General features: G+C 65.9%; 21 protein-coding genes and 2 tRNA genes. 20 read left to right on the forward strand and 3 right to left on the reverse strand.

The genetic code is table 11. The features are described 5' to 3' along the window. Positions 1-127, forward strand: a 127-nt coding sequence (locus DSM100685_RS07355; protein ID WP_152349903.1) for an IS3 family transposase, incomplete at its 5' end; no start/stop codon positions are given. 821 nt (positions 128-948) lie between these two features. Here the strand turns inward: DSM100685_RS07355 and DSM100685_RS07360 are convergent. After that, positions 949-1025 (reverse strand) — tRNA-Met (locus DSM100685_RS07360). 537 nt (positions 1026-1562) lie between these two features. On the opposite strand from DSM100685_RS07360, the gene DSM100685_RS07365 reads away from it, so the two are divergent. The 10 genes from DSM100685_RS07365 to nucS all read left to right on the forward strand — a co-directional run bounded on the left by DSM100685_RS07365 (position 1563) and on the right by nucS (position 11399). After that, positions 1563-2603 (forward strand): homoserine O-succinyltransferase, encoded by a 1041-nt coding sequence (locus DSM100685_RS07365; RefSeq protein WP_152350711.1) that lies wholly within the window; start codon positions 1563-1565, stop codon positions 2601-2603. Positions 2604-2963: 360 nt separating this feature from the next. Beyond that, entirely contained in the window at positions 2964-3773 is an 810-nt protein-coding gene (atpB, locus tag DSM100685_RS07370) for a F0F1 ATP synthase subunit A (RefSeq protein ID WP_152350712.1), read from the forward strand. Between the two features lie 74 nt (positions 3774-3847). Beyond that, complete coding sequence (gene atpE, locus DSM100685_RS07375) at positions 3848-4078, forward strand: ATP synthase F0 subunit C (protein ID WP_152350713.1); 231 nt, start codon at positions 3848-3850, stop codon at positions 4076-4078. Between the two features lie 63 nt (positions 4079-4141). Then, entirely contained in the window at positions 4142-4672 is a 531-nt protein-coding gene (locus DSM100685_RS07380) for a F0F1 ATP synthase subunit B (RefSeq protein WP_152350714.1), read from the forward strand. 40 nt (positions 4673-4712) lie between these two features. Beyond that, positions 4713-5531, forward strand: coding sequence for a F0F1 ATP synthase subunit delta (locus tag DSM100685_RS07385; RefSeq protein WP_152350715.1), 819 nt, complete (start codon positions 4713-4715; stop codon positions 5529-5531). Between the two features lie 39 nt (positions 5532-5570). Further along, positions 5571-7214 carry a F0F1 ATP synthase subunit alpha gene (atpA, locus tag DSM100685_RS07390; protein ID WP_152350716.1) on the forward strand — a complete coding sequence of 548 codons (1644 nt, stop codon included), beginning with the start codon at positions 5571-5573 and terminating at the stop codon, positions 7212-7214. A gap of 3 nt (positions 7215-7217) precedes the next feature. Beyond that, on the forward strand, positions 7218-8126 hold the full coding sequence (locus DSM100685_RS07395; RefSeq protein ID WP_152350717.1) for a F0F1 ATP synthase subunit gamma: 909 nt from the start codon (positions 7218-7220) through the stop codon (positions 8124-8126). An 8-nt stretch (positions 8127-8134) separates the two neighbouring features. Then, positions 8135-9622 carry a F0F1 ATP synthase subunit beta gene (atpD, locus tag DSM100685_RS07400; RefSeq protein ID WP_152350718.1) on the forward strand — a complete coding sequence of 496 codons (1488 nt, stop codon included), beginning with the start codon at positions 8135-8137 and terminating at the stop codon, positions 9620-9622. Further along, the gene (locus DSM100685_RS07405; RefSeq protein ID WP_152350719.1) at positions 9622-9915 is read left to right on the forward strand and encodes a F0F1 ATP synthase subunit epsilon; all 294 of its coding nucleotides are present in this window, start codon (positions 9622-9624) and stop codon (positions 9913-9915) included. Before atpD ends, DSM100685_RS07405 begins: the two co-directional genes overlap by 1 nt. 755 nt (positions 9916-10670) lie before the next feature. After that, positions 10671-11399 carry an endonuclease NucS gene (gene nucS / locus DSM100685_RS07410; protein WP_152350720.1) on the forward strand — a complete coding sequence of 243 codons (729 nt, stop codon included), beginning with the start codon at positions 10671-10673 and terminating at the stop codon, positions 11397-11399. A 263-nt stretch (positions 11400-11662) separates the two neighbouring features. Here nucS and DSM100685_RS07415 read toward each other — a convergent pair whose 3' ends face one another. Then, the gene (locus DSM100685_RS07415; RefSeq protein WP_152350721.1) at positions 11663-12637 is read right to left on the reverse strand and encodes an FKBP-type peptidyl-prolyl cis-trans isomerase; all 975 of its coding nucleotides are present in this window, start codon (positions 12635-12637) and stop codon (positions 11663-11665) included. A gap of 88 nt (positions 12638-12725) precedes the next feature. Between DSM100685_RS07415 and DSM100685_RS07420 the strand changes: the two genes are divergently transcribed. The 3 genes from DSM100685_RS07420 to DSM100685_RS07430 all read left to right on the forward strand — a co-directional run bounded on the left by DSM100685_RS07420 (position 12726) and on the right by DSM100685_RS07430 (position 16837). Beyond that, complete coding sequence (locus DSM100685_RS07420; RefSeq protein WP_152350722.1) at positions 12726-13985, forward strand: hypothetical protein; 1260 nt, start codon at positions 12726-12728, stop codon at positions 13983-13985. Positions 13986-13989: 4 nt separating this feature from the next. Then, a complete protein-coding gene (locus tag DSM100685_RS07425) occupies positions 13990-15015 on the forward strand; it encodes a DUF8094 domain-containing protein (RefSeq protein WP_152350723.1) in 1026 nt (341 codons plus the stop codon). Positions 15016-15874: 859 nt separating this feature from the next. Next, positions 15875-16837 carry a tetratricopeptide repeat protein gene (locus DSM100685_RS07430; RefSeq protein ID WP_152350724.1) on the forward strand — a complete coding sequence of 321 codons (963 nt, stop codon included), beginning with the start codon at positions 15875-15877 and terminating at the stop codon, positions 16835-16837. Between the two features lie 20 nt (positions 16838-16857). Here DSM100685_RS07430 and DSM100685_RS07435 read toward each other — a convergent pair whose 3' ends face one another. Next, a complete protein-coding gene (locus tag DSM100685_RS07435) occupies positions 16858-17478 on the reverse strand; it encodes a CYTH domain-containing protein (protein WP_152350725.1) in 621 nt (206 codons plus the stop codon). A gap of 148 nt (positions 17479-17626) precedes the next feature. Between DSM100685_RS07435 and DSM100685_RS07440 the strand changes: the two genes are divergently transcribed. From DSM100685_RS07440 to DSM100685_RS07460, 6 genes are all read left to right on the forward strand, one after another. After that, a tRNA-Arg gene (locus tag DSM100685_RS07440) sits at positions 17627-17699 on the forward strand. Positions 17700-17879: 180 nt separating this feature from the next. After that, complete coding sequence (locus DSM100685_RS07445) at positions 17880-18269, forward strand: Rid family detoxifying hydrolase (RefSeq protein ID WP_152350726.1); 390 nt, start codon at positions 17880-17882, stop codon at positions 18267-18269. A 722-nt stretch (positions 18270-18991) separates the two neighbouring features. Beyond that, positions 18992-20818 carry an arginine--tRNA ligase gene (gene argS / locus DSM100685_RS07450; RefSeq protein ID WP_152350727.1) on the forward strand — a complete coding sequence of 609 codons (1827 nt, stop codon included), beginning with the start codon at positions 18992-18994 and terminating at the stop codon, positions 20816-20818. Between the two features lie 1055 nt (positions 20819-21873). Beyond that, complete coding sequence (locus DSM100685_RS10750; RefSeq protein ID WP_170284996.1) at positions 21874-22038, forward strand: hypothetical protein; 165 nt, start codon at positions 21874-21876, stop codon at positions 22036-22038. Between the two features lie 291 nt (positions 22039-22329). Continuing rightward, on the forward strand, positions 22330-23973 hold the full coding sequence (locus DSM100685_RS07455) for a diaminopimelate decarboxylase family protein (RefSeq protein ID WP_152350728.1): 1644 nt from the start codon (positions 22330-22332) through the stop codon (positions 23971-23973). Between the two features lie 156 nt (positions 23974-24129). Then, on the forward strand, positions 24130-25440 hold the full coding sequence (locus DSM100685_RS07460; RefSeq protein WP_152350729.1) for a homoserine dehydrogenase: 1311 nt from the start codon (positions 24130-24132) through the stop codon (positions 25438-25440). Positions 25441-25461: the final 21 nt, after the last annotated feature.

Here is a 25461-nt window from a genome sequence, read left to right on the forward strand (position 1 = left end):
GGGCTACGACGAGTTCCACGCGCGCCTGGCCGCCTACCTGTCCCATTACAATGGGACCCGTATCAAGAAGTCGCTGGGCTGGATGAGCCCGGTGCAATACCGCAGACACCTTGGGCTGGCGGTGTAGTCGTCCAAGAAAAAGTCCGCACCCCCATTGGACGGCGCACGGCATTGGATCTGCTCAATTTGCGGATGGATGCGCATGGATTGAGCGAATTCAGTGCGGCGCGAACTGATTGGGTCCTGCACGACATCGGATCCGCTCAATTTGCGAGGTTGGGTTGCTCGGATTGGGCTGATCGGTTCGGTATGGAACCGTTTGCCGGCATAGTGCCGGCATAGCGCGTCGGTTCCGGGCCGGCCGAGCGCGGCCATTGGGTTTGCCGTCGGCCGATCGTGGTTTGCTGCCGGCCTGATGACAACGGAACGGCGACATTTCCATGGAGAAGGCCGGAATGCCGATGACGGCGATGAAAAATCCGTGCTTCCGTGGTCGGCCGGTGATCCGCTGATCCGCATCCGTTTGCATCCGCGCCCATATGAGAGCCCATACGAGATGTGCGTTGCCGATATGTCCTGCGTATTGCCGATATGCGCCGTCGAAGGCATGCCTGCGTCCGTTCCCGTACGCATACCTATTATTTTGCCCGGATGGCGGCGCTTGGCGTCAGTTTCCATATACGTATATATGAATCCGGACGCTTGGAGCGTGTCAGCGTCCCAATCCGTACGGGCCGATATTATTTCGCCCGCTTGGGTCGTCTCCGCGTCCGTTTTCGTACGGATGGATATTATTCCGGCTGCGGCGAGCGGAATGTGCTTGATGCGATTGATGAGCTTGACGGATTGCCCGGATTCTGACCGGATCGGGCGACGGCGTCGGGCGGCCGGGACCAATCCACCCGGAAATGCAAAAGGCCGGAACCTTTGCGATTCCGGCCTTTCAATTGGTAGCGGGGCATGGATTTGAACCATGGACCTCTGGGTTATGAGCCCAGCGAGCTACCGAGCTGCTCCACCCCGCGTCGGCTTGTCTTGTTTCAGACAGCTCAACCTAAGATACGGGATGATTTGGGAAAGTCAAGCCGTCGGCGTGTATTCATCTGAGAGCGAACAATTACGGAAGGCGGGGACGAGAATGACATGAGCGGGCCGGACGGACGGAGGGCGTGAACGGAGGGTGCGGGCATCGGGCGTGAATGGAAGGCGGGCGAGCAGCCAGGCGGGCGAGCAAGCCAGGCGGGTCACGGCGGGCAAGGGCGGGGACGGAGCCCCAAAGCTCCCGCCATCACGCGGCTCGAACGGTGACGCGAAAATCCATCCATGTGTAACGCACGCGTCCGTCCGCCCGCGCACACGCCACCATGCCGCAAACGTTCCAACCTGCGTTTTCGGGGCGTCAGGTTGGAACGAATGACGGATTGACGGATTGACGGACGTCGGATGGGCAGCCCCGGAGCTCCCGCTATCACGCGGCCCGATGATCGGCCATAAGCGCTTTCGATGGCCAACCGTCGCCTCCCGGGTGTCGCCCGGCCGCGCGTGTTGTCATAATGGGGAGTATGCCTATCAAGATCCCCAGCGGCCTGCCGGCCAGAGACATCCTCGACTCGGAGCGCATCTTCGCGCTTGAGAAGCCCGAGGCGGAGCGTCAGCGCGTCCGCCCGCTCAAACTGGTGATCCTGAACCTCATGCCCAAGAAGATCGAGACGGAGACGCAGCTGCTGCGCCTCATCTCCAAGTCGCCGCTGCAGGTGGAGATCGACTTCATGAAGACCTCCACGCACGAGGCCACGCATGTGAGCGCCGACCATCTGGTGAAGTTCTACGAGAATCTGGATGCGTTCCGCGACAACTACTACGACGGCTTCGTGGTGACCGGCGCGCCGGTGGAGCACATGCCGTTCGAGGAGGTGGACTACTGGGACGAGTTCAAGCGGATCCTCGACTGGGCGTCCACGCACGTGTTCTCCACCATCTACCTGTGCTGGGGCGCCATGGGCGCGCTGTACTACCGCTACGGCGTGCATAAGCGCGACCTGCCCGAGAAGATCTTCGGCGTGTTCCCGCAGTACCTGCAGGACGAGTACTGCTTCCTGACCAACGGCTTCGACGAGATCGCCCTCCAGCCCCACTCGCGCCTCGCCGGCGTGGACGAGGACGACGTGCGCGCCAACCCGGACCTCCAGATCCTCACGTGGGGGCCGCAGTCCGGCCCCGGCCTCATCGCCACGCGCGACTTCTCCGAGGTGTTCGCGCTGGGCCACTGGGAGTACGGCAAGTACACGCTCGCGGAGGAGTACGAGCGCGACATGAAGAAGGGCATGACCAACGTGCCCTTCCCGAAGAACTACTTCCCGCACGACGATCCCTCGCTGGAGCCCCTGTTCGCGTGGCGCGCGCACGCCAACCTGCTGTGGCGCAACTGGCTCAACTGGGTCTACCAGACCACGCCGTACGACCTGACCGAGGTGCCGCGCCTGCGCGCCGAGAAGAGGCTCGGGACCGATCGCTCGATCCGCCACGAGCCCGGCGGCCCGCGCTCCGACGACTACCGCCCGCTGCTCACCGACGGCTACGGGCTCGTCCCGCACGGGGCCTGACGGGTACGGCCCAGGGCGGCGCAACCCGCGCAGCCGTCCCCGCAACCCCACCCGCGAACGCACGAGGAGGTGTGACCTGCATCCCGACATCGCACAGCGGAAATGTTTGATTAGCTGTGTGTGTCCGCATTGTGGACGCATGATGGACCGAAATCGGCGCGTTCACATGACCCGGTCCGAATGCGGGCGTAAACCATACCGAAGGCTTGAGAAGCCGGCACTGTGAGCGTTCACGAAATGTGGCGCGCCGACGGAGCCCAGCACGGGCAACGCGTGGCGGGTCAAAGTAACGATTCCGTCACACACACCGGGCCGGCTGGGGCTATATTGAGTGATGTTTGAGTTAGAAGGAGGTACGAGATGACAGGTGCGCTGAGTCTCGCGACCGCTGCGAGCACGCTGGCGGACTTTGAAGTTCCATCGATTGACGACTTCCTGCCTGACGCGTTCGTCTTCCAGGGCACCCCGTTCGCCATCAACCGCATCGTCATGGTGCGTCTGATCGCCACCGTGGTCCTGCTGCTCGTCTTCGGCATCACCGCCAAGCGTGCCAAGCTCATCCCGGGCCGCTGGCAGGGCGCCGTGGAGTGGCTGCTGGAATTCGTGCGCAACAACATCGTCTACGAGGTCATGGGCTCGGAACGCGGCCGCCGCTACGTGCCGATGATCACCACGATCTTCATGACGATCCTCGTGTTCAACATCTGCGGCATCATCCCCGGCATGAACATCGCGGCCACCGCCACGATCATGATGCCGGTGTTCTTCGCGCTGTGGACGTTCGTGCAGTACTGGATCGCCGCATGCAAGGGCAAGGGCCTCGGCAAGTTCCTCAAGGACGAGCTGCTACCCGCCGGCGTGCCGATCCCGGTCTACGTGATCCTCGCCCCGATGCAGCTCATCGACATCGTGCTCATCCGCCCGGCGTCCCTGGCCATCCGACTCTTCGCGAACATGATGGCCGGCCACCTGATCGTGGCGCTGTGCTTCTCCGCCACGCAGTTCTTCCTCATCGAGGCGCACAACGCCCTCGCGGCGTTCGGCGTGGTCACCTTCGCGTTCGGCTTCGTGATGACCCTGTTCGAGGCGTTCGTCGCCGCCCTGCAGGCGTTCATCTTCGCCACGCTGAGCTGCGTGTACATCAACCTGAGCTACCCCGAGGAAGACTAATCCCCGGGTAGGTTCCCCAAGATTTTTCAATTTGGTCTCTTCCCGCCCGGAAGCCAATAAGAAAGGAAACAACCATGGATCTCATTACTCTCGCAGAGGTCAGCGGCAGCCTGAGCGCCGTCGGTTACGGCCTGGCCGCCATCGGCCCCGGCATCGGCGTGGGCATCATCTTCGGCAAGGCCATCGAATCCACCGCCCGCCAGCCCGAACTCGGCGGCCGCATCCAGACGCTGATGTGGCTGGGCTTCGGCCTGGTCGAGTTCCTGGCCCTTCTGGGCTTCATCGGCGGCTTCATCTTCCGCTGATCCGTCCGGCGTAACGGCATAACAACCCCAAGCCCAAGACGAATCACCTGAAAGGAGGCGGATATGGAGACATTGGCAGAAACCCAGGGCATTGACCTGTTCCTCCCGAAGACCTTCGACATCTTCTGGAGCGCGGTCATCCTCGTGATCGTCGCCATTTTCTTCTACAAGTTCTTCCTGCCCAAGTTCCAGAGCATCTTCGACGAGCGCGCGGCCAAGATCGAAGGCGGCATCGCCAAGGCCGAGCAGGCCCAGAAGGAAGCCGACGCGGCCAAGGAGAAGTACGAGTCCCAGCTGAGCAACGCCCGCGTCGAGGCGGCCAAGATCCGCGACGACGCCCGTGCCGAGGCCTCGCACATCATCGCCGACGCCCGTTCCCGCGCCGAGTCCGAAGCGGCTCAGGTCACCGCGAACGCCCAGCGTTCCATCGCGTCCCAGCAGCAGCAGGCCCTGGTCAGCCTCAAGGGCGAAGTCGGCGTCATCGCCACCGCCTTGGCCGGCAAGATCCTCGGCGCCAAGCTGCAGGACGCCGATGTGCAGTCGTCCATGATCGATTCGCTCATCGACGACATCGACAAGGACCAGGCCGCGTGACCGGCCCAATCACAGCACGAATCCAAGTCAAGGAGGTGACATGCAAGGAGAGGCTTCACTGATCGCGGACCGCGAGTCCCGCGACAGTTTTGCGCCCAAGCTCCGGGCCGCCGGTCTGGAGAACGAGCGCATTTACCAGGAGCTGTTCAGCTTCACCGGGCTGCTTGACCAGAACAAGCGTCTGCAGCGCGCGCTGAGCGATCCTTCACGTCCCGTCGAGGACAAGGCCAAGCTGGTGGACGACCTGCTTCAGGGCAAGGCGCACCCGCTGACCGTCGATATCCTGCATGATGTGGTGGGCCGCCGCTGGAGCCGCATGAGCCATCTGGGCAACGCGGTGGAGGATTTCGGCGTGGACTCCGTGATGTACCTCGCGGACGCCCGCGGCGTGACCCTGCGCGTCTCGATCGAGCTCGCGCAGCTGCACTCCGCGTTCCTCGCGCTGCCGCAGGTGCGTTCCAAGCTCTCGGATCCCTACACCCCCGAAGCCGACCGCGTGGCCTTCCTCAAGGCCGTGCTCGCCGGGCAGAAGCTTGATCCGGTCACCGAGATCCTGGCCATCCACGCGACGCGCGCCCTGCGCAATCGCCGCTACCTGACCATCATCCAGTGGCTCATCAACAAGCTGTCGAGGCACATGGGCGAGACGATGGTCACCGTGACGACGGCCGTGCCGCTGGCCGGCGAGCAGATCAAGCGTCTGACCGCTACCTACACGGCGAAGCTGGGACGCCCGGTGCACATCAACTCCGTGGTGGATCCGGCGGTCATGGGCGGCATGCGCGTCCAGTACGGCTCGGAAGTCACCGACCACACAGTGGTCGCTCAGCTGCAGCGCCTCAAGCGCACGGTCGGCTGACGCGACGAGAAGGATTTTTATCAACAATAAGGAGTGATCATGGCAGAATTAACCATTGATCCCGCCACGATACGCAAGGCGCTCGACGATTTCGTCGATTCGTACAAGCCGTCGGGCACTCCCACTCAGGAAGTGGGCTATGTGGCCACGGCCGGCGACGGCATTGCGCACGTGACGGGACTGCCTGGTTGCATGGCCAACGAGCTGCTCACCTTCGAGGACGGCACGCTTGGCCTGGCGTTCAACCTTGACGCCCGCGAGATCGGCGTGGTTATCCTCGGCGACTTCGCTGGCATCGAGGAGGGCCAGGAAGTGCGTCGTACCGGCGAGGTGCTGTCCGTGCCCGTCGGCGATGGATACCTCGGGCGTACCGTGAACCCGCTGGGCGAGCCCATCGATGGCCTCGGCGAGATCAAGACGGAAGGCCGCCGCATCCTGGAGGCTCAGGCCCCCGACGTGATGCACCGCCATCCGGTCGATGAGCCGCTGTCCACCGGCCTCAAGGCCATCGACGCCATGACGCCGATCGGCCGCGGCCAGCGCCAGCTCATCATCGGCGACCGCCAGACCGGCAAGACCGCCATCGCGATCGATACGATCATCAACCAGAAGGCGAACTGGGAGTCCGGCGACCCGAAGAAGCAGGTGCGTTGCATCTACGTGGCGATCGGCCAGAAGGGTTCGACCATCGCCTCGGTGCGCCAGAGCCTCGAGGACGCGGGCGCCATGGAGTACACCACCATCGTGGCCTCCCCGGCCTCCGACTCCGCCGGCTTCAAGTACATCGCCCCGTACACCGGCTCGGCCATCGGCCAGCACTGGATGTACCACGGCAAGCACGTGCTCATCGTCTTCGACGATCTGTCGAAGCAGGCCGAAGCCTACCGTTCGATCTCGCTGCTGCTGCGTCGTCCGCCAGGGCGCGAGGCGTACCCGGGCGACGTCTTCTACCTGCATTCGCGTCTGCTGGAACGCTGCGCGAAGGTGTCCGACGATCTGGGCGGCGGTTCCATGACCGGCCTGCCGATCATCGAGACCAAGGCGAACGACGTCTCCGCGTACATTCCGACCAACGTGATCTCCATCACCGACGGCCAGATCTTCCTGCAGTCCGATCTGTTCAACGCCAACCAGCGCCCGGCCGTGGACGTGGGCATCTCCGTGTCCCGAGTCGGCGGCGCGGCGCAGACCAAGGCGCTCAAGAAGGTCTCCGGCACGCTGAAGATCTCGCTGGCGCAGTACCGCTCGCTGGAGTCCTTCGCGATGTTCGCGTCCGATCTGGACGCGGCCTCCAAGGCCCAGCTGGCCCGTGGCGCGCGTCTGACCGAGCTGCTCAAGCAGCCGCAGTTCTCCCCGTACTCGATGGAGCAGGAGGTGGCCTCCGTGTGGGCCGGCACCCACGGCAAGCTCGACGACCTCGAGATCGCCGACGTGCTCCCGTTCGAGCACGGCATGCTGGACTACCTGGAGCACAACACCGACATCCTCAAGACGATCCGCGAGACCGGCGACTTCACGGCCGACACCGAGAAGGCGCTGGACAAGGCGATCGAGGAGTACCGCACCACGTACGTGTCCGTCTCCGGCAAGCCGCTGGTCGACAAGAAGCCCGCGGTGGACCCGCGCGCCGAGGTCGAGCAGGAGAAGCTCGTCGCCGACAAGAAGTCCAAGGGAGCTCAGTAAGCCATGGCCTCGCAACTCGCATTCAAGAGCAGGATCGCCTCCACCGAATCGCTGGCGAAGATCTTCAACGCCCAGGAGATGATCGCGTCCTCGCACATCGCCAAGGCTCGCAAGGTCGCCCTGGATGCGAAGCCGTACTCCGATGCGATTTCCGACGCCGTGCAGGCGCTGGTGGCGCACACGCACATCACGCATCCGATCTTCAAGGGCGAGCCGGGCAACGACCGCGTTGCCGTGCTCGCCCTGACGGCGGATCGTGGCATGGCCGGCGCCTACACCTCCTCCGTGATCCGCGAAACCGAGGGTCTGCTCGCCCGCCTCGACCAGGAGGGCAAGCACCCGCTGCTGTACGTGTACGGACGCCGCGGCGTGACGTACTACAAGTACCGCAGCCGTGAGGTTGCGCAGACGTGGGAAGGCGACAGCGACAAGCCCGGCGCCGAAGTCGCGGAGCAGATCTCCAAGGCGCTCATGGAAGCCTACATGAAGCCGGCCGCCCAGGGCGGCGTCGGCGAGCTCTACATCGTGTTCACCGAATTCGTCAACATGGTGGTGCAGAAGGTGCGCGTGCTGCGCATGCTTCCCGTGGAGCTGGTGCAGGCCGAAACCGCGGCCGAGGAGATCGAGGTGGCCAAGACCGCCCCGCTGTACAGCTTCGAGCCCAGCACGGAGGAAGTGCTCGACGCGGTGCTTCCCAAGTACATCCAGTCGCGTATCCATGAGTGTCTGCTGACCTCCGCCGCGTCGGAGACGGCCTGTAGGCAGAACGCCATGCACACCGCCACGGACAACGCGCGCAATCTGATCGGCGACCTGACCCGCAAGCTCAACACTTCGCGCCAGGCCTCGATCACCCAGGAACTTACCGAAATCATCGGCAGCGCCGACGCGCTGAACAAGAAGGAAGAGTAGGAACGCACATGGTTGATCAAGTTCAGACCACTGCGCCCGACGCCTCGGTCGAAGGGCCGGCGAAGGGCCGCGTCACGCGTGTCCAGGGCTCGGTCGTCGACGTCGAATTCCCGGTGGGACACCTGCCCGAGATCTACAACGCCCTGAAGGTCAAGATCGCCGGCGGCGCCGGCGAGGAGGGCGAGAAGCAGGATCGCGAGATCACGCTTGAGGTCGAGCAGCACCTCGAGGACTCCATCGTCCGCACCGTCGCCCTCAAGGCGACCGACGGCCTCGTCCGCGGCGCCACCGTCGAGGACACCGGCGAGCCGATCAAGGTCCCGGTGGGCGACGTGACCAAGGGCCACGTGTTCGACGTGACCGGCCACATCCTCAACAAGAAGCCGGACGAGCACATCGAGGTCAAGGAACGCTGGTCCATCCACCGTTCCGCCCCGTCCTTCGACCAGCTGGAGTCCAAGACCCAGATGTTCGAAACGGGCATCAAGGTCATCGACCTGCTGACCCCGTACGTGCAGGGCGGCAAGATCGGTCTGTTCGGCGGCGCAGGCGTGGGCAAGACCGTGCTGATTCAGGAAATGATCCAGCGCGTGGCCCAGAACCACGGCGGCGTGTCCGTGTTCGCGGGCGTCGGCGAGCGTACCCGTGAGGGCAACGACCTGATCGGCGAGATGGCCGAGGCCGGCGTGCTCGAGAAGACCGCCCTGGTCTTCGGCCAGATGGATGAGCAGCCGGGCACCCGTCTGCGCGTCCCGCTGACCGCACTGACCATGGCCGAGTACTTCCGCGACGTGCAGAACCAGGACGTGCTGCTGTTCATCGACAACATCTTCCGCTTCACGCAGGCCGGTTCCGAGGTCTCCACGCTGCTGGGCCACATGCCCTCCGCCGTGGGCTACCAGCCGAACCTGGCCGACGAGATGGGCGCCCTGCAGGAGCGCATCACCTCGACGCGCGGCCACTCCATCACCTCGCTGCAGGCCATCTACGTGCCGGCCGACGATTACACCGACCCGGCCCCGGCCACGACCTTCGCCCACCTCGACGCGACCACGGAGCTTTCCCGTGACATCGCCTCGAAGGGCATCTACCCGGCCGTGGACCCGCTGAGCTCCACCTCGCGAATCCTCGATCCGCGCTACGTGGGCCAGGCGCACTACGACTGCGCGAACCGCGTCAAGGCCATCCTGCAGCGCAACAAGGAACTGCAGGACATCATCGCCCTGATCGGCATTGACGAGCTGAGCGAGGAGGACAAGACCACCGTCGCCCGCGCCCGCCGCATCGAGCAGTTCCTCGGCCAGAACTTCTACGTGGCGGAAAAGTTCACCGGCCGCCCCGGTTCCTACGTGCCGGCCGACGAGACCATCGAGGCCTTCACCCGCATCTGCGACGGCGTGTACGACGACGTCCCGGAGCAGGCGTTCTCCGGCATCGGCGGCATCGACGACCTCGAGAAGAAGTGGCATGACATGCAGAAGGAGCTCGGTGCCTGATGGCCGCCGAGAAAACCACGATGCAGGTGACGATCGTCGCCTCCGACCGTCCGGTGTGGTCGGGGCTGGCGGCGAGCGTGACCGTGCCCGCCTCCGAAGGCGGCATGGGCATTCTGCCGAATCATGAGCCCGTGCTCGTCGTCGTCAACTCCGGCCAAGTGGTCGTGACGGACGCCGAGGGCGCCCGCCACGGCTTCAACGTGGAGGACGGCTTCGTGGCCTTCGACTCGAATAAGCTCACCGTGGCGGTGGAGCACTGCTCCGACGAGGTGAGCGCCGAACAGGCCGCGTGATCTTGTGATCGCGTGATCTTGTGATCGCTTGATCGCGGGATCCGGCCCAACGGCAATCCGCTTGCAGGGCGGGTGCGGAACTTTCCGTTTTCGTGAAGTTCCGCACCCGCCCTTTCGCATATTTGCGTGCCATGTCTTCCGCTCGCCCGTCTGTCCGTGCGTCTGTCCGTGTGCCGTCTCCGCGCCGGTTCTCCTCCGTATACGCGTATACGTTCCGGACGCCGTGGATGCGGTTTCGGCGTCATTTGCGTATACGCGTATACGCGGAGTGCGTGCACAGACCGCTTCCGGCGTCGTGGGCGTATACGCGTATACGCTGCCTGCGCTGTGCGGGGTGTTCCGACGTCTCCGCCGTATACGCGTATACGGAAGGTTGTTGGATCACAAGTTCGCCTACGTGGTCGTGCTGCTGCCGTATGCGCGCATACGGAAGGTTGGCGTTTTTCGGTCGATCGTTCCAATCTGTGCCCCGAAATTCGCAGGTTGGAACGATCAACGGCAAAATTGCTTCCAAATGGCCGTGTTTTCCCGTCATTCGTTCCAACCTATGTTTTTGCGGGCACAGGTTGGAACGAATGTCGGATGTGGTGGCGGGTGATGACGTGTGGCGGCATCGGTGACGGGTGCAGCAACGGGTGTGGTGACAGGTGATGACGTGCAGTGGCGTCGGTGGCGGATGTGCGGCGGCGGGCGTCGGCGGCTTGCGAACGGCGCAGATTGGCGTTTGACGGACGCGTACGCTAGGGTGAGGGCTCGTGCGAATCATAGTTGCCGACTGCTCGGCCGAATATTCCGGCCGCCTGACCGCCTCCCTGCCGCCCGCAAAGCGCGTGCTGCTCATCAAGGCCGACTCCAGCCTGCTCATCTTCTCCGAGCTCGGATCGTACAAGCCGCTCAACTGGATGGCCGCGCCCTGTACGCTCAAGGAGATCGAGCCGGAGCCCGCCGCCGAGCCCGCCGAGGCCGCTGGGGCCGGGGAAACAGCCGAGCCCGCGCCCGTGAAGGTGCTGCGCGTGGCCGCCGACAAGTCCAGCGACATCCTCGACGTGAAGCTCTACCACGTCTACTCCGACGCGCAGTACGACCTCGGCGAGGACCCGGGGCTCATCAAGGAGGGCGTCGAGGACCACCTGCAGCGTTACCTCGCCGAACAGATCGAGCGCATCGGCGAAGGCGCCAAGCTCGTGCGGCGCGAATACCCGACCGCCATCGGCCCGGTGGACATCATGGCCACGGACGCGAACGGCGAGCACGTGGCCATCGAAATCAAGCGGCACGGCGGCATCGACGGCGTGGAGCAGCTGACCCGCTACTGCGAGCTGCTCAACCGCGACCCGCTGCTCGCCCCGGTGCACGGCATCTTCGCCGCGCAGACCATCACCCCGCAGGCGCGCGTGCTCGCGGAGGACCGGGGCTTCACCTGCCTCATCCTCGACTACGACGAGATGCGCGGCGCCGAATCCGACGAACTGCGCCTGTTCTGAGCTTGCAGGAGTCTCGGGAGCCTCAAGAGCTCCCATTATGCAAAGCGCCCGCCGCGGAATGGTCCCACGGCGGGCGCTTTATTACGTTTCCGCCCAATCCGCTACCGGATTTTGCGATATTGGGCAGAAACATGACGTGAGCGGCTTCTCGGAGCCTCTCAGCTCATGAATCTGCCCAATATCGCAATTTGCGCACGCAGATTAGGCAGAAACGGCGGGAACAGGGAGGAAACGGCGGGAACAGCGGAACGTCCCGCGTTCGATCAGTACGCGGCGAGGATGTCCACCACGAACACGAGCGTGGAGTTCGCCGGGATGGAGCCGGAGGCGGTGCTGCCGTAGCCCTTGTCCGGCGGGACGATCACGAGCACCTGCGAGCCGACGGTCTGGCCCGCGAGGCCCTCCTTCCAGCCGGTCACCACCTGGCTGAGCGAGAACTCCGCCGCCGAGCCGCGGTCCCACGAGGAGTCGAACTGCGTGCCGTCGGTGAGCCAGCCGGTGTAGTTCACCTTGACGGTGTTGGTCTCCGCCACGGTCGCGCCCTTGCCCTTGATGAGCGGCTGGGCCACGAGCTGGCCGTCGCCCTGATAGCCGTTCATGTCGATCGACGGCTTGCCGGAATCGTCCAGCGTGACCTTCGGCAGGTTCGACGGCACGTCGGTGACCACGTCGCCCTCGGCGCGCGTGTAGTCCTTGGACGCGGAGACGATCGTGGTGGCCATGATGTAGGACTTCTGCGCGTCGTCGGTGGCGGTGGTGTCGTTGACGCCCAGTGCGATGAGCGCGCCGACCTTCTGCTGCTTCAGCACGTCGTACAGGCCGTTCCTGAGCGAGGAGGATTCCAGCGTGACCGAGCAGTCGGGCGCGGCGTCCCAGCTGGAGTAGATCTCCGCGCCGGTCTTCGCGCTCACGGCCACGCTCTGCATGCACATGCGTGTGCCGTCCTCGAGCGCGGCGCCGTTGCCCTGCTGCAGGATCTGGTAGCCGCCGTCCGGCACGTTGTACGGCACGGTCGGCAGGGCGATGGCGGGCTTCTGGCCGACCTCGTTGGACGCGGTGATGCCGGTCATCTCCGTCAGGGCGCCCACGCCGGAGGACGAGGAGGATCCGGAGGAGGACGGGGACGCGGTGTTCGTGCCCTGCGCGCTTCCGCAGCCGGCGAGGGCGATCATCATGGCGGCGCCGCAGCACGCGGCCACGCCCTTCATTAAGGAACGCTTGGTAAAGTCGTGAATCATACGCCTTAGCGTAGCGGCACTTGCTGATTTTGCCCGAGGCGGGGCGAACTGGGCGTAAAAGTGAAGGGATTGTAGAATGGTCGGTGTTATGACAGATAAGGAACGCAAGAACCCGCGTCGCGCCACCATCATGCGCGGCGTCGTCACGCCTATCTTCGGCCTGCTGGCCGTCACGTTCATCGCGCTCGGTTTGCTCAACGCGACCGAGTGGAAGCCTAACGCGCAGGTGGAGGCCACCGCCGTAAGCGACACACGCTACACGGTCACCGATCCGGGCCTGCTCTCCCTCGTCGACGACGACGTCACCGTCGACGTCTCCTCCTCCGCGAGCACCAAGCTGTGCGTCGTCTCCGGACTCTCGCGCGACATCGCCGGATGGATCGCCGGGCACGACTACACGCGCCTGACCGGACTGAGCTCATGGTCGTCCATCTCCACGGCCGCCGCCAAGGCGACCGGCAGCGTGCAGTCGCAGGACGGCGACGTGACCCTCGAACAGTCGGACATGTGGGCCGCCGTGACCTGCGGCACCGGTTCCGTGAGCGTCAAGCGCACCGCGGACGACAACGCCCTGCCGCTGCTCATCGACACCAACGCCGACGCCGCCGCGGACAACAACGACTCCGCCAAGCTCACCGTCACCATGCACTGGACCCGCTCCACGCTGCCCGACTACGCGACCCCGCTGTACTTCATCGGCGGCATGTGCGCGCTCGCCGCCGTGCTGTCCGCCTCGCTGTTCGCCATGCACCCCTCCAAGCGCCGCAAGAAGGGCGCCGACGTGGAGACCCCCGCGGCCCGCGTCAGGGAGGAGATCGAGATCACCATCCCGCATCTGGTGTTCGGCGCGGTCGGATCGTTCTTCGGCGCGATCGCCTCGATGCTGCACCTCGGCGGGGCCAAGCGCCACCGCCGCCACGCCCGCCGCGCGGCCGGGACCACGCCGCAGCCGGAGGACACGCGTCTGGATAACGCGACCGGCGTGGCCGCTACGACCGGTGTGGGCGGCGTGGCCTCGTCCGTGGCGCCCGGGCCGGTCGTGGTCGATGTGGGCGCGAGGAATCTGGTGGCCGAGCAGGCCGCGCAGGCGTCTGAACAGGCGACCGATCAGACGGCCGAGCCCGAGCGGACCGAGGAGGCTTCGGCCGCGGAGACAACCGTCGAGGAGCCGGATGCCGCCGGGCGGACGGCGGAGAAGCGCGAATCCGCCGACGAGGAGGCCACCACCGTGATCACCCCCGAGGACTTCGCCGCGTACTTCGCCCGCGTGGCCGCCGAGGAGGCCGCCTCCAAGTCCGGTGCCGACGACGCCGGCGACGATCATGCCAACGACGAAGGAAAGGAGTGACGCCATGAGCATCAACCGCAACAGCACCCGCAATTTCGCCGTCCGCGCGCTCGCCGCGCTCGCCGCCATCGCCGCGCTGGGCGGCATGGCCGGCTGCGACGGTCCCGTGCCCAAGATGGCCGCCTCCGCCACGTCCACTGCGAAGACGCCCGACCTCAACGTCGATCAGGAGGCCAAGATCCGCGCCGACATCCTCGACGCGCTCAAGCAGGCCGACGATGCCAAGGACCCGTCCAAGCTCGCCGAGGTCGTCGAAGGCCCGGCGCTCGCCGTGCGCACCAGCCAGCTCACCACCGCTCAGGCCACCGGCTCGATCACCAAGTACGCGACCATCCCGTCCGACATCGAGCAGACCGTCATCCCCACCGACACCGGCTGGCCGCGGTCCGTCTTCACCATCACCACCACCACCGAGGACCGCCAGACGCAGCGCCTGCTCGTCATGAACCAGTCCTCCGCGCACCAGAACTACAAGCTCTGGGGCGTCGTCCGGCTCCTCGCCGGCGCGCAGCTGCCCAAGTTCGCCGTCCCCAAGATCGGCGCCTCCATGGGCCACGCCGACGACGAAGGCCTCGTAGCCACGCCCGCCGACGCCGTCGCCCACTACGCCGACGTGCTCGCCAACGGCACGAACAGCCAGTACGCCTCCGAGTTCGCCGACGACGACTTCCGCTCCACCATCGCCACCACCACGGCCACCGTCCAGCAGGGCATGGAGGCCAACCGCGGCACCCAGACCCAGACCTTCTCCGCCGAGCCCGACGCCATCTCCATCATGCGCTCCAGCGACGGCGGCGATCTCGTCGTCGCACAGATCAACTCCGAATGGACCCGCCAGGCCGGCGAGGGCCGCGAATCCCTCCCTGCCTCCGCCGACGAAACCGCCCTCTTCGGCGGCGCCACCGCCACCAGCACGCTCAAGGTCACCTATGTGAACGTCGTCGCCCTCTACGTGCCGCAGGCGTCCTCCGGCGCGAAGATCCAGGCGGTGGGGGCTGAGCGGCAGCCCGTCAAGGTCGAAGCTCTGTAAACCGAGCAACGGAGCGTATGCCGCCTTTCCTCAGGCTCGACGTGCCTTAGCACGCCTTCCCTCGGTGCGCCTTGAAGTCGCACGCGCCGCGCGAATTTCACCGTGTCCGGTGGACGCGATTTGGATGCGTTTGCCTTCCTTCGGACGACGGCCTCCGCGCGCGTTGCTCGGTTTACTGCGCGCGAATAGGGTAACGGTGTGCCTCGAAGTTGCATGAGTCGCGTGATCCACCATGTCCGGTGACACGGCTGGCTGCGCGGGTCGTTTGATGTTTGATGCGCCGGTCGTCCGATGGCTCGTGAACGTCGCCGGTGCCCGTTGGAGGCGCAAATCATATCGGACCGATATGAAAACGTACGCATGTACGGCGCAGGTGTTCCGAAAAATATCGGTGTGATACGGGAACGTGCATCGGGCGTCCGCAGATGGCGCAAATCATATCCCGGTGATACGAAACCGTACGCGTATACCGTGCGGATGAACGGAATCATATCGTCCTGATATGAAACCGTACGGCTGAAGACGATGCATGGCGCAAATCGTATCGGACCGATGCAAAACCGTACGCGTGCGCCGTGCGGCTGCATGAAATCACGCCCGTTTGTCCTCTCCAATGCAGCGGACGCATGCGAACGGCACATCCTCAGGAAGTCATGTCGATTTCTGACCTAACGCATGTTGAAGAAACGGGTTTTTGAAGGGGCGAGCCTACGGAATTCCGCCATTTTGGCGAGGCGTGCAACCCGTCTTTGCGGCGGCGTGAGGTCAGAAATCGCGTGGCTGGCCCGGCGTTACTACAATGGCATGCGGATAACGCATTTTGCATCATGCAAGGGGCACGCAAGGAAGGTGTGTGGATATGGCCGAGCCGTTCAAGCCGGGAGTTTCGTTGGCGGGCGCCGTCGATCTGGAGGCGCTCAAGCATCAGGTGAAGTCGGAGCCGGGACAGGCGGGCGGCGCGCCCGCGGCCGGCGGCTACGTGATCGACACCACCGAGGCGTCGTTCCAGTCGATGGTCGCTACGTCGGCCACGTTCCCGATCCTGCTCATGCTGTGGGTCCCCACCGACGACCGCCTGTTCGCCATGGCCCGCACGCTCGGCGACGCGGTGAACAAGCTCAACGGCCAGATCCAGCTGTCCCGCATCGACATCTCCGCCGCACCCTCCATCGCGCAGGCGCTGCGTGTGCAGGGCGCCCCGGCGCTGTTCGCGCTCATCAACGGCCGACCGATGCCGATCATGCAGGGCCTGCCCGGCGACGAGGAGCTGCAGCAGATCACCGACACGCTCATTCCGCAGATCATCCAGATGGCCCAGCAGTCCGGCGTCACCGGCACCGCGCCGCGTCAGGACGGCCCCTCCGGCTCCGATGACGGGAATGCGGCCGGCGCGCAGCAGGCTGAGCAGATTCCGCCGGAGCACCAGCAGGCCCGTTCCCTCGCCGCGCAGGGCGACTACGCCGGCGCCGCGGCCGCCTACGCGCAGGTGCTCGAATCCGATCCGAACGACAAGCTCGCCGCGCGCGAACGCGCCAAGGCGCTGCTGCTCGCCCGCTCCGGCTCCGCGAACGTGCGCGAGGTGCGCGCCGCCGCCGCGGACCGTCCCGACGACGTGGAGGCGCAGCTCGCCGTGGCGGACATCGACATGATCGGCGGGCAGATCGAGGACGCCTTCGACCGTCTGCTCGACTACCTCGCCGCGGGGCACAAGGCCGATCTCGAGCCGGTGCGCCAGCGTCTGCTCGAATACTTCGCCATCCCCGAGCCGACCGACGAGCGCCTCAAGCGCGCCCGCCGCCGCCTCGCCACGCTCATGTACTGAGCGCGCCGACGGGCGGACGCCTACTCCTCCCGCCGGTTCTTGCCGAAGAACGTGAGCAGGCGCGGACCCTGCTCGGCGAGCTCGCGCTCGTAGTCGCCGGCCCAGTCGGCGTACGGGCGCGCGGCCAAGCCGTCGTTGGAGAAGCGAGGATCGTCGGTGATCTCGCTCACGCAGAACCGCGGGATGATGAGGTTCGTCACCGGACCGCTGCGCTCCGCCTCGGCCACCACGAGCGGGGCGTTGCGCCCGCCGAACACGTCGATGTTCCAGCCGTCCTCGCCGATCCACGCCGCGTACCGGTTCTTCACAATCGGCGCGCCGCCGCGCATGACAAGCTCGGCCGCGATCGCCGCGTCGATGTCCCGCTCTGCCTCGTAGCGCGTGCCGCCCACCGACGGCCCCTTGACGGTGACGGTCGCACGCGTGAACGCGTCGCGGTGGCGTTTGAGGATTTCGATCGGATCCGCGTCAGGCGTCATCGCCTCGCGCACCTGATTGGTCCGCAGCCGCACGCGCAGCGCGTAGTTGTCGGCGTGCACGTAATAGCTCTGCACGATGAGCGTCGGCGCGTCGCCGTCGTCCAGCTCGGCGGGCATCTCGCGGCAGAAGAACCGGCGTTCGTATTCGAAATCGTCTTGCATGGCACCATTCTAGGGGCGTGTCGCGGACGAGGGCGGGCCGCTTTGCCGGTGATTCGCGCCGGTCCGTCGTGTTTTGGCCGTTCGGCTTGCCGCCGGGGGCCGCGTGCCGTAGTATGGAGAAGTTGCGCTTGGGCAAGGCCCGCGCACCGGGTTCGTAGCTCAGTGGATAGAGCGTCTGTCTCCGGAACAGAAGGTCGAGGGTTCGAACCCCTTCGAGCCCACAGGAATAGCGGAATTCCAATGGTTTAAGGCCTTGAGATTCCGCTTTTGCGTATGTGCGTCCGTCCGGCAGGCGGGCGGTGCGGGGATGCGGCCGTCGGCGGGCGGCTAGAGTGGGCGGTGTCGACGGCGCGGTGCCGTCCGATCGATACGAATCAACGCAAATCGAAGCGAGGTAGACGATGAGCGAGAAGATGGAAGAAGTGGCGACGTCCCAGGCTCCGGCGGCGCTGGGCGCGTACAGCCAGGCGGTCAAGGCCAACGGCTTCGTGTTCGTCTCCGGCCAGCTGGGCATCGACCCGGCCAGCGGCGAACTGGCGGGCGCGACCGCCGGCGAGCAGGCCGCTCAGGCCCTGAAGAACATCAAGTGCATCCTCGACGCGGCCGGCACCGGCATCGAGCACGTGGTGCGCGCGACGATCTACCTCAAGAACGTGGAGGACTTCAAGGAGGTCGACGCCGTGTACGCCGACGTGTTCATCGGCTCCGTGAAGCCCGCGCGCGTGGCGTTCGGCAACAACATGATCCCCAAGGGCGCGCTGGTCGAGATCGACGCCATCGCCGCGCTGTGAGGCTGGGCGGGCGGCCGTTGCGCGAGCGTGCGGCCGCCCGCTTTGTGTCTCCTGATGAACTCGAGCGCGGTACTGCGGGAACCGCGGATGCTCCATGTCTCCGCGTCCCGCGGTTCCGTCTCCGCATCCCGTGAATCTGTCTTCGCAGCCCCGTGAATCCGCCTCCGTGGCGCTATCTTCGCGGCGCTGTTTCCGCGATGCCGTCTCCGTGAAGGTGTCTCGTGATGTTGTCTCCCCGGTAATATCTCCCGGTGACGTCTTGCACGACACTGTCTTGCGCGACACTGTCCTGCGTGGCGCTGCCTTGCGCGGCGGTGTCTTGTGCCTCCCCGATCCGCGCGATGTCCGTGGCCCGATCGCGCTCCGCCCCGCCGCCACTTTTGTAAAACAATTACAACAACGACGTTGTAAACGCCGCCAAACCGTCGATTTTGTAACGGTTTTACAAAACAGACGCCGAAACTGCCCGTACGGCGTCTCCTCTGTAAAACCGTTACAAAAGAGACGCCGGAGGACCCTTCAAACCGCACTTTTTGTAAAACCGTTACAGGAATGTGCGCCGAGGGCCGCGGCTCATGACGCCAAACCTGCCAAGCCGGCGCGATCCCCGTATGCGCGTATTCGGAAATGATTCCAAGCCGCGCCGGTCCCGTCGAGCGTCGTCCGCCCCTGTCAGATGTTCTGTCGGACGCCCTGTCAGACGCGACGGTATCCTTGGAAGAATGAGTCCTGAAGCTTTAAGTGAACTGATTTCCAAGATCGCGCACGAGCTCGTCGCCGCCGGCAAGGCCGGGCAGCTCACCGACGATCTCATCCCGCCCGTCGAGAAGCTGGTCGTCATGCGGCCCAAGGATCGCGCGCACGGCGACTGGGCGTCCAACATCGCCATGCAGCTGGCCAAGAAGGCCGGCATGAAGCCGCGCGACCTGGCCGAACCGTTCGCCGCCGCGCTCGCCGAAGACCTGGGCATCAAGTCCGTGGAGGTCGCCGGCCCCGGCTTCATCAACATCACGCTCGACTCCGCGTCCGCCGCGGCGATCGTGGACGCCGTGCTCGAGGCCGGCCCGTCGTTCGGCCGCAACGCGCATCTGGGCGGCCAGACCCTGAACCTCGAGTTCGTCTCCGCCAACCCCACCGGCCCGATCCACATCGGCGGCACCCGATGGGCCGCCGTGGGCGACTCCATGGCCCGCGTGCTCGAGGCCAACGGTGCCAAGGTGGTGCGCGAGTACTACTTCAACGACCACGGCGAGCAGATCAACCGCTTCGCCAAGTCCCTCGTGGCCGCGTGGGCCCGCGACAATAATCTGGGGGACAGGGGATACCAGACCGAGACGCCGTTCGACGGCTACAAGGGCGCGTACATCGACGAGATCGCCCGCCGCGTCGAGGATGAGGCGAAGGCCGACGGCGTGGACCTCACGGCCCTGCAGCACGAGGACCAGGGTCTCAACGCGGACGGCGAGCCGGTGGGCGAGTCCGATTCCGCGCTGCGCGAGGAGTTCCGCAAGCGCGCCGTGCCGATGATGTTCACCGAGATCCAGAAGTCCATGAAGGACTTCAAGGTGAACTTCGACGTGTGGTTCCACGAGAACAGCCTCTACAAGGACGGCGAGGTGGACCGCGCGATCGCCGAGCTGCGCGAGCGTGGCGACATCTACGAGAAGGACGGCGCCACCTGGTTCGAGTCCACCAAGCACGGCGACGACAAGGATCGCGTGATCATCAAGTCCAACGGCGAGTTCGCCTACTTCGCCGCGGACATCGCCTACTACTGGAACAAGCGCCACCGCGCGCAGGATCCGGCCGACGTGGCGATCTACATGCTCGGCGCCGACCACCACGGCTACATCGGCCGCATGATGGCCATGTGCGCGGCGTTCGGCGACAAGCCGGGCGAGAACATGGTGATCCTCATCGGCCAGCTCGTCAACGTGCTCAAGGACGGCAAGGCCGTGCGCATGTCGAAGCGCGCCGGCAACGTGGTCACCATCGACGACCTCACCGAGGCCGTGGGCGTGGACGCCGCGCGCTACTCGCTGGCCCGCTCCGACTACAATTCGCCGCTCGACATCGACCTCAACCTGCTCGCCAGCCACACCAACGACAATCCGGTGTACTACGTGCAGTACGCGCACGCCCGCTCCTGCAACGTGGACCGCAATGCCGCCGAGGCCGGCATCGACGCCGCGAAGGCCGACCTGTCCCTGCTGGACACCGCGGTGGACGGCGAGGTGCTGGCCGCGCTCGCCCAGTGGCCCGCGACCGTGGCCCAGGCCGGCGATCTGCGCGCGCCGCACCGCGTGGCCCGCTATCTGGAGGATCTGGCCGCCGCATACCACAAGTGGTACAACGTGGAGCGCGTGGTGCCCATGGAGCTCACCGAGCCGGAGTCCCGCCAGTCCGAGGCCGACCGCGAGGCGCTGGAGATCGCCAAGAACCCGTCGCCGGAGCGCGCCGCCGCCCGCCTCAAGCTCAATGACGCCGTGCGCACGGTGATCGCCGCCGGTCTCGACCTGCTGGGGGTGTCCGCGCCCGAGCGCATGTGATGCGTGCGTTGCGCATGTCTGCGTCGCGCGTGATGCGCGCGGCGTTCATGCGTGGCGTTAGGGGGTATGAAACCTGAGCCCGTGCGGCTCAGGTTGCGCTATACCAGACATTTCCGATAATCGTGGTAGCGAATACGAAGCCGTCATCCCGCCGATGGTTTCCCGCAGGGGAAAACGGCGGAATGACGGCTTTTGTTGTTTGAATATGTGATGTTCGTCACTGTGAGCGCTCACGCGTGTCGTTGATACGTATCAATCCTTTGACGTGCTTGTGTTCAGCATGTGGGACGGCTATGGTCATAAGTGAACGGGGGCACACGGAGTCCTAAGGAAGAGACTTTGACGACCCTCTCGCATTGAAGAGAGAGGTATGACCATGTTGGATACGACTTGCCGGATCATCGGCTGCAATGAGCCGGCGGAATCACAGGGATTGTGCTCACAGCACTTTACGCGTGCGCTGATCTACGGACAGATCCGCGTGCCGGGTGAGGGAACGCGCCGCGCCGCCGCCCAGCCCCAGCCCGCGCCCGTGAGGGAGTAGACTCCGGCGGTCGCTCGCGGAGGGTCGTGGGCGTGTGCCCGTGGCTTGGTTCGTGGGCGGGCGGAAAGCAATCGGCTCGCGGCTCGCGGATATGCCGGGAGCATGCGGGAAAAGAACGTGCGTTGGAGTCGGCCGCGTGACGCGCGTCGGCCCGGCTGACTGCAGGGTGACGCATGATGCGGTGCGTCTTCGGAAAGCCGCGGATGCAGAAGTCTGCGTGCTCGGTGCGGCAGGCGCATGAGGGGATGTTGCGCCGCTTGTTGGGGAAGGATGCGGCGAACGAGCGGCTGCGAACGCCGTGGGCGTGGCTCTTCGCGAAAATGAGAGCAGTCTGTTTTGCAAGCTCGCCCGGGACGGGTAGGGGCGGAACGCCATATACGGAATGTGTGGATGCCGTGCATGCGGGGCTTGCCGCGACAAAAACGTGGCCCGCGACTGTTCGATGGCGTGGCGGACGCCGCGCGTATGGGACTTGCGACAACCTGACCGTACGGGGGAACGTGGAGCTCGCATGGGCGCCGCGCGTATGGGGCTTCGCGTGGATGAAAACCTCACAAACTACGTGTTGCAAGGGCGTTTTGCACGGGCTGACGGGCAGTCGCGAGTGGCATTTCCGATTTGTGCGGTTGATTTTGGGGATTTGCCGGATAGCCGTATTGGAATTTCGCCGGAATGACGTCATGGCTACTTGGCGAGATGCGAAAAACCACTACACAAATCGAAAGTACGCGCTACGTAGCCGGTCCTTGAAGAGCTGAAAGCGCTTTCAGGGGGCGATTGAGGTGAATTGAGGTGATTGTGAAGTGATCGGGGCGATGGGCGATGCGGCGCGGAAGGGCTGCGTGCCCGCAAGCGCGCGTTCCCGCAATGAGGGACGCCGGCGCCCGCGAAGCCCATGGTCGCGTAGGCTGGGATGCAGTCTGCATTTTGCCAGTGATTTTGCCCGCACAACCGTCAGGAGCCCCGCATGAACGAACAGCGTAATGAGCAGCGCAACGAACAGGACCGGAGCGGCGTCCCAGGCCGCCGCCCCAGCGAGATTTGGCCCGAGGCCACGGCGTTCGACGCCGCCGGGGCGCTGACGTTCCACGGGAGCACGGCCGAAGGCCTGCTCGACGAGTTCGGCTCGCCGCTCTACCTCATCGACGTGGATGAGGTCTCCGCCCGCGCCCGCCGCTTCGTGCGCGCCGCCGCGGACGCGTTCAGCAACTCCACCACGCACGTGAGCTTCGCCGGCAAGGCGTTCCTGTCCAAGGAGGTCGTGCGCCTCGTCACCGCGGCCGGCATGTATGTGGACACCTGCACCATGGGCGAGATGCGCATCGCGCTCGCCGCCGGCGCGCCGGGCCGCCGTCTGGTGCTGCACGGCAACAACAAGTCCGACGAGGAGATCGCGCTCGCCATCGAGCAGGGCTTCGCCAAGATCGTGGTGGACGAGCCGGGCGAGCCCGCGCGCATCGCCGCCATCGCGCGCCGGCTGGACAAGCGCGCCCGCGTGATGCTACGCGTCACCTCCGGCATCCACGCCGGCGGGCACGAGTACATCTCCACCGCGCACGAGGACCAGAAGTTCGGCGTGCCGCTGCTGCCCGCGGGCGCCGACGCGGACGCGCTCAAGGTGCTCGACGACCTCGCCGCCGTGACCCCCGCCGGTTCGAACGCGCGCATGGCCGAAGCCGGCGAATCCGCCGAAGCCGCGGAAGCCGCGGAAGCCGCCGGCCACGCCGCCCCGCACCGGCGCACCCTGCGCTACGACGTGCGCTACCCCTACGACCTGAGCCACGAGGAGGTGAGCCCCGCCGACCGCGCCCTCGCCGCCGCCATGAGCCTCGTGGCCGACGGCCCGGCGCTTGCCGTGCTCAAGGACATCGCCGCGCTGGGCGAGGATCTGGAACTCGTGGGCATCCACTCGCACATCGGGTCGAACATCCACGACGCCGACGCGTTCATCCAGGCCGCCAAGCGCATGATGCTCCTGCGCAAGACCTTCTACGCCACCGACGCGATCACCCTGCCCGAGGTGGATCTGGGCGGCGGCTACTCCGTGGCCTACACCGACGGCGAGGACTCCATGGACGTCGAGCGCGAGCTCGGGCGCCTCGCCGAGGCGGTGCATCACGTCAACCGCGCGCTCGGCATGCCGGAGCCCGCCGTCAGCTTCGAGCCCGGCCGCTGGATCGTGGCCCCCGCCGGCGTGACCCTGTACCGCGTGGGCGTGGTCAAGCCCGTGCATCTGTCCGACGGCACCACGCGCACCTACGTCTCCGTGGACGGCGGCATGTCCGACAACATCCGCCCGGCCCTGTACGGCGCCGCCTACACGGCCCTGCTCGCCAACCGAGCGGGGTCGGCGGAGACGACGCTGTGCCGCGTGGTGGGCATGCACTGCGAGTCCGGCGACATCGTGGTGCACGACGTGCAGCTGCCGGCCGACATCCGCCGCGGCGACGTGCTCGCCGTGCCGGTCACGGGTGCGTACGGACGCACGATGGCCAGCAACTACAATCAGGCGCTCATCCCGGCCGTCGTCGCGGTGGGCGAGGCGGGCGCGCACGTGATGATCCGCCGCCAGACGATCGACGACCTGCTCGCCCTCGACGTGAGCGAGTGAGCGCGGGCGACTGAGCGCGGGCGACTGAGCACGGGCGACTGAGCACGGGCGACTGAGCACGGGCGGACGCGGATCGGCAAAGGCCCCGCGTCCGCGCGAGTCCGTAGGATGAAAGGCGGAACACCGTCTTTCCAATCGCTTTCCTGAGGAGGAACCGTGGCCGAGAACACCACCCCGATCCGCGTTGCACTGTTGGGAGCCGGCACGGTCGGCTCCGCCACCGCCCGCCTGCTGGTCGAGCAGAAGGAGGAGCTCGGCAAGCGCATCGGCCGCCCGATCGAATTGGTGGGCGTGGCCTGCCTCGACCCGGACGAGGTCAACTACCCGTGGATCGACAAGTCCCTCCTCACCACGGACACCGCCGGCCTGTGCACCAGGGCGGACATCGTCATCGAGCTCATCGGCGGCACCACCGTGGCCCGCACCTTCGTGCTCAAGGCCATCGAGTCCGGCGCGTCCGTCGTCACCGCCAACAAGGCCCTGCTCGCCAAGTACGGCCCGGAGATCTATCAGGCCGCGGCGGACAAGGGCGTGGACATCTACTTCGAGGCGGCCGTGGGCGGCGCGATCCCGTTCCTGCGCCCGCTGCGCGAGTCCCTCGTGGGCGACAAGGTGACGAGCATGCTCGGCATCGTCAACGGCACCACCAACTACATCCTCGACGAGATGACCACCAAGGGCCTCCAGTTCGATGACGTGCTCAGGGACGCGCAGGCCAAGGGCTACGCCGAGGCCGACCCGACCGGCGACATCGAGGGCTACGACGCGGCGAACAAGGCCGCGATCATGGCCACGCTCGGCTTCCACACCAACGTCACCATCGACGACGTGAGCGTCGAGGGCATCACCAAGATCACCGCCGACGACATCGCCGCGGCCGCCGCCGAGCACAAGGTCATCAAGCTGCTCGCCGTGGTGGAGCGCTCCGAGGCCGGCGTCTCCGCGCGCGTCTACCCGGCCCTGCTGCCGGACACCCACCCGCTGGCCAGCGTGCACGGCAGCTTCAACGCCGTGTTCGTCAAGGCCGAGGCGGCCGACGACCTCATGTTCTACGGCCGCGGCGCCGGCGGCGACCCGACCGCGTCCGCCGTGGTGGGCGACGTGGTCACCGAGGCCCGCCACATCGCCGCCGGCTGCACCGGCCCGGAGATCCCGCTGTACAACAACCTGCCGTTCGCCCCGGCCGACGCCTCCCGTGCCGCGTTCGCCGTGCGCTTCCTCATCCATGACAAGCCGGGCGTGCTGGCCGCCATCGCCGCCGAGTTCGCGAAGAACGGCGTGTCGATCAACGGCGTCAACCAGGACCTGAAGCCCACGGCCGTGGACCCGGGCTACGACGGCGAGATCCAGCAGCTGCGCATCGTGACGCACCCGACCGACGAGGTGACCCTGCGCAACACGGTCAAGGCCGTGCAGCAGCTCGACTTCGTGACCGGCGAGCCGTCCATCCTGCGCGTGCTCGACTGAGCCGCCCGGCTGAGACGTTCG

Source organism: Bifidobacterium avesanii, assembly GCF_009299475.1.
GTDB lineage: Bacteria > Actinomycetota > Actinomycetes > Actinomycetales > Bifidobacteriaceae > Bifidobacterium > Bifidobacterium avesanii.

What these genes read in the sequence shown, in the direction of transcription:
- DSM100685_RS07365 (WP_152350711.1), top strand. Translation starts at nt 1,563, where the DNA reads ATGCCTATCAAGATCCCCAGCGGCCTGCCGGCCAGAGACATCCTCGAC.
- atpB (WP_152350712.1), top strand. Translation starts at nt 2,964, where the DNA reads ATGACAGGTGCGCTGAGTCTCGCGACCGCTGCGAGCACGCTGGCGGAC.
- atpE (WP_152350713.1), top strand. Translation starts at nt 3,848, where the DNA reads ATGGATCTCATTACTCTCGCAGAGGTCAGCGGCAGCCTGAGCGCCGTC.
- DSM100685_RS07380 (WP_152350714.1), top strand. Translation starts at nt 4,142, where the DNA reads ATGGAGACATTGGCAGAAACCCAGGGCATTGACCTGTTCCTCCCGAAG.
- DSM100685_RS07385 (WP_152350715.1), top strand. Translation starts at nt 4,713, where the DNA reads ATGCAAGGAGAGGCTTCACTGATCGCGGACCGCGAGTCCCGCGACAGT.
- atpA (WP_152350716.1), top strand. Translation starts at nt 5,571, where the DNA reads ATGGCAGAATTAACCATTGATCCCGCCACGATACGCAAGGCGCTCGAC.
- DSM100685_RS07395 (WP_152350717.1), top strand. Translation starts at nt 7,218, where the DNA reads ATGGCCTCGCAACTCGCATTCAAGAGCAGGATCGCCTCCACCGAATCG.
- atpD (WP_152350718.1), top strand. Translation starts at nt 8,135, where the DNA reads ATGGTTGATCAAGTTCAGACCACTGCGCCCGACGCCTCGGTCGAAGGG.
- DSM100685_RS07405 (WP_152350719.1), top strand. Translation starts at nt 9,622, where the DNA reads ATGGCCGCCGAGAAAACCACGATGCAGGTGACGATCGTCGCCTCCGAC.
- DSM100685_RS07415 (WP_152350721.1), bottom strand. Translation starts at nt 12,637, where the DNA reads ATGATTCACGACTTTACCAAGCGTTCCTTAATGAAGGGCGTGGCCGCG.
- DSM100685_RS07420 (WP_152350722.1), top strand. Translation starts at nt 12,726, where the DNA reads ATGACAGATAAGGAACGCAAGAACCCGCGTCGCGCCACCATCATGCGC.
- DSM100685_RS07425 (WP_152350723.1), top strand. Translation starts at nt 13,990, where the DNA reads ATGAGCATCAACCGCAACAGCACCCGCAATTTCGCCGTCCGCGCGCTC.
- DSM100685_RS07430 (WP_152350724.1), top strand. Translation starts at nt 15,875, where the DNA reads ATGGCCGAGCCGTTCAAGCCGGGAGTTTCGTTGGCGGGCGCCGTCGAT.
- DSM100685_RS07435 (WP_152350725.1), bottom strand. Translation starts at nt 17,478, where the DNA reads ATGCAAGACGATTTCGAATACGAACGCCGGTTCTTCTGCCGCGAGATG.
- DSM100685_RS07445 (WP_152350726.1), top strand. Translation starts at nt 17,880, where the DNA reads ATGAGCGAGAAGATGGAAGAAGTGGCGACGTCCCAGGCTCCGGCGGCG.
- argS (WP_152350727.1), top strand. Translation starts at nt 18,992, where the DNA reads ATGAGTCCTGAAGCTTTAAGTGAACTGATTTCCAAGATCGCGCACGAG.
- DSM100685_RS10750 (WP_170284996.1), top strand. Translation starts at nt 21,874, where the DNA reads ATGGGCGCCGCGCGTATGGGGCTTCGCGTGGATGAAAACCTCACAAAC.
- DSM100685_RS07455 (WP_152350728.1), top strand. Translation starts at nt 22,330, where the DNA reads ATGAACGAACAGCGTAATGAGCAGCGCAACGAACAGGACCGGAGCGGC.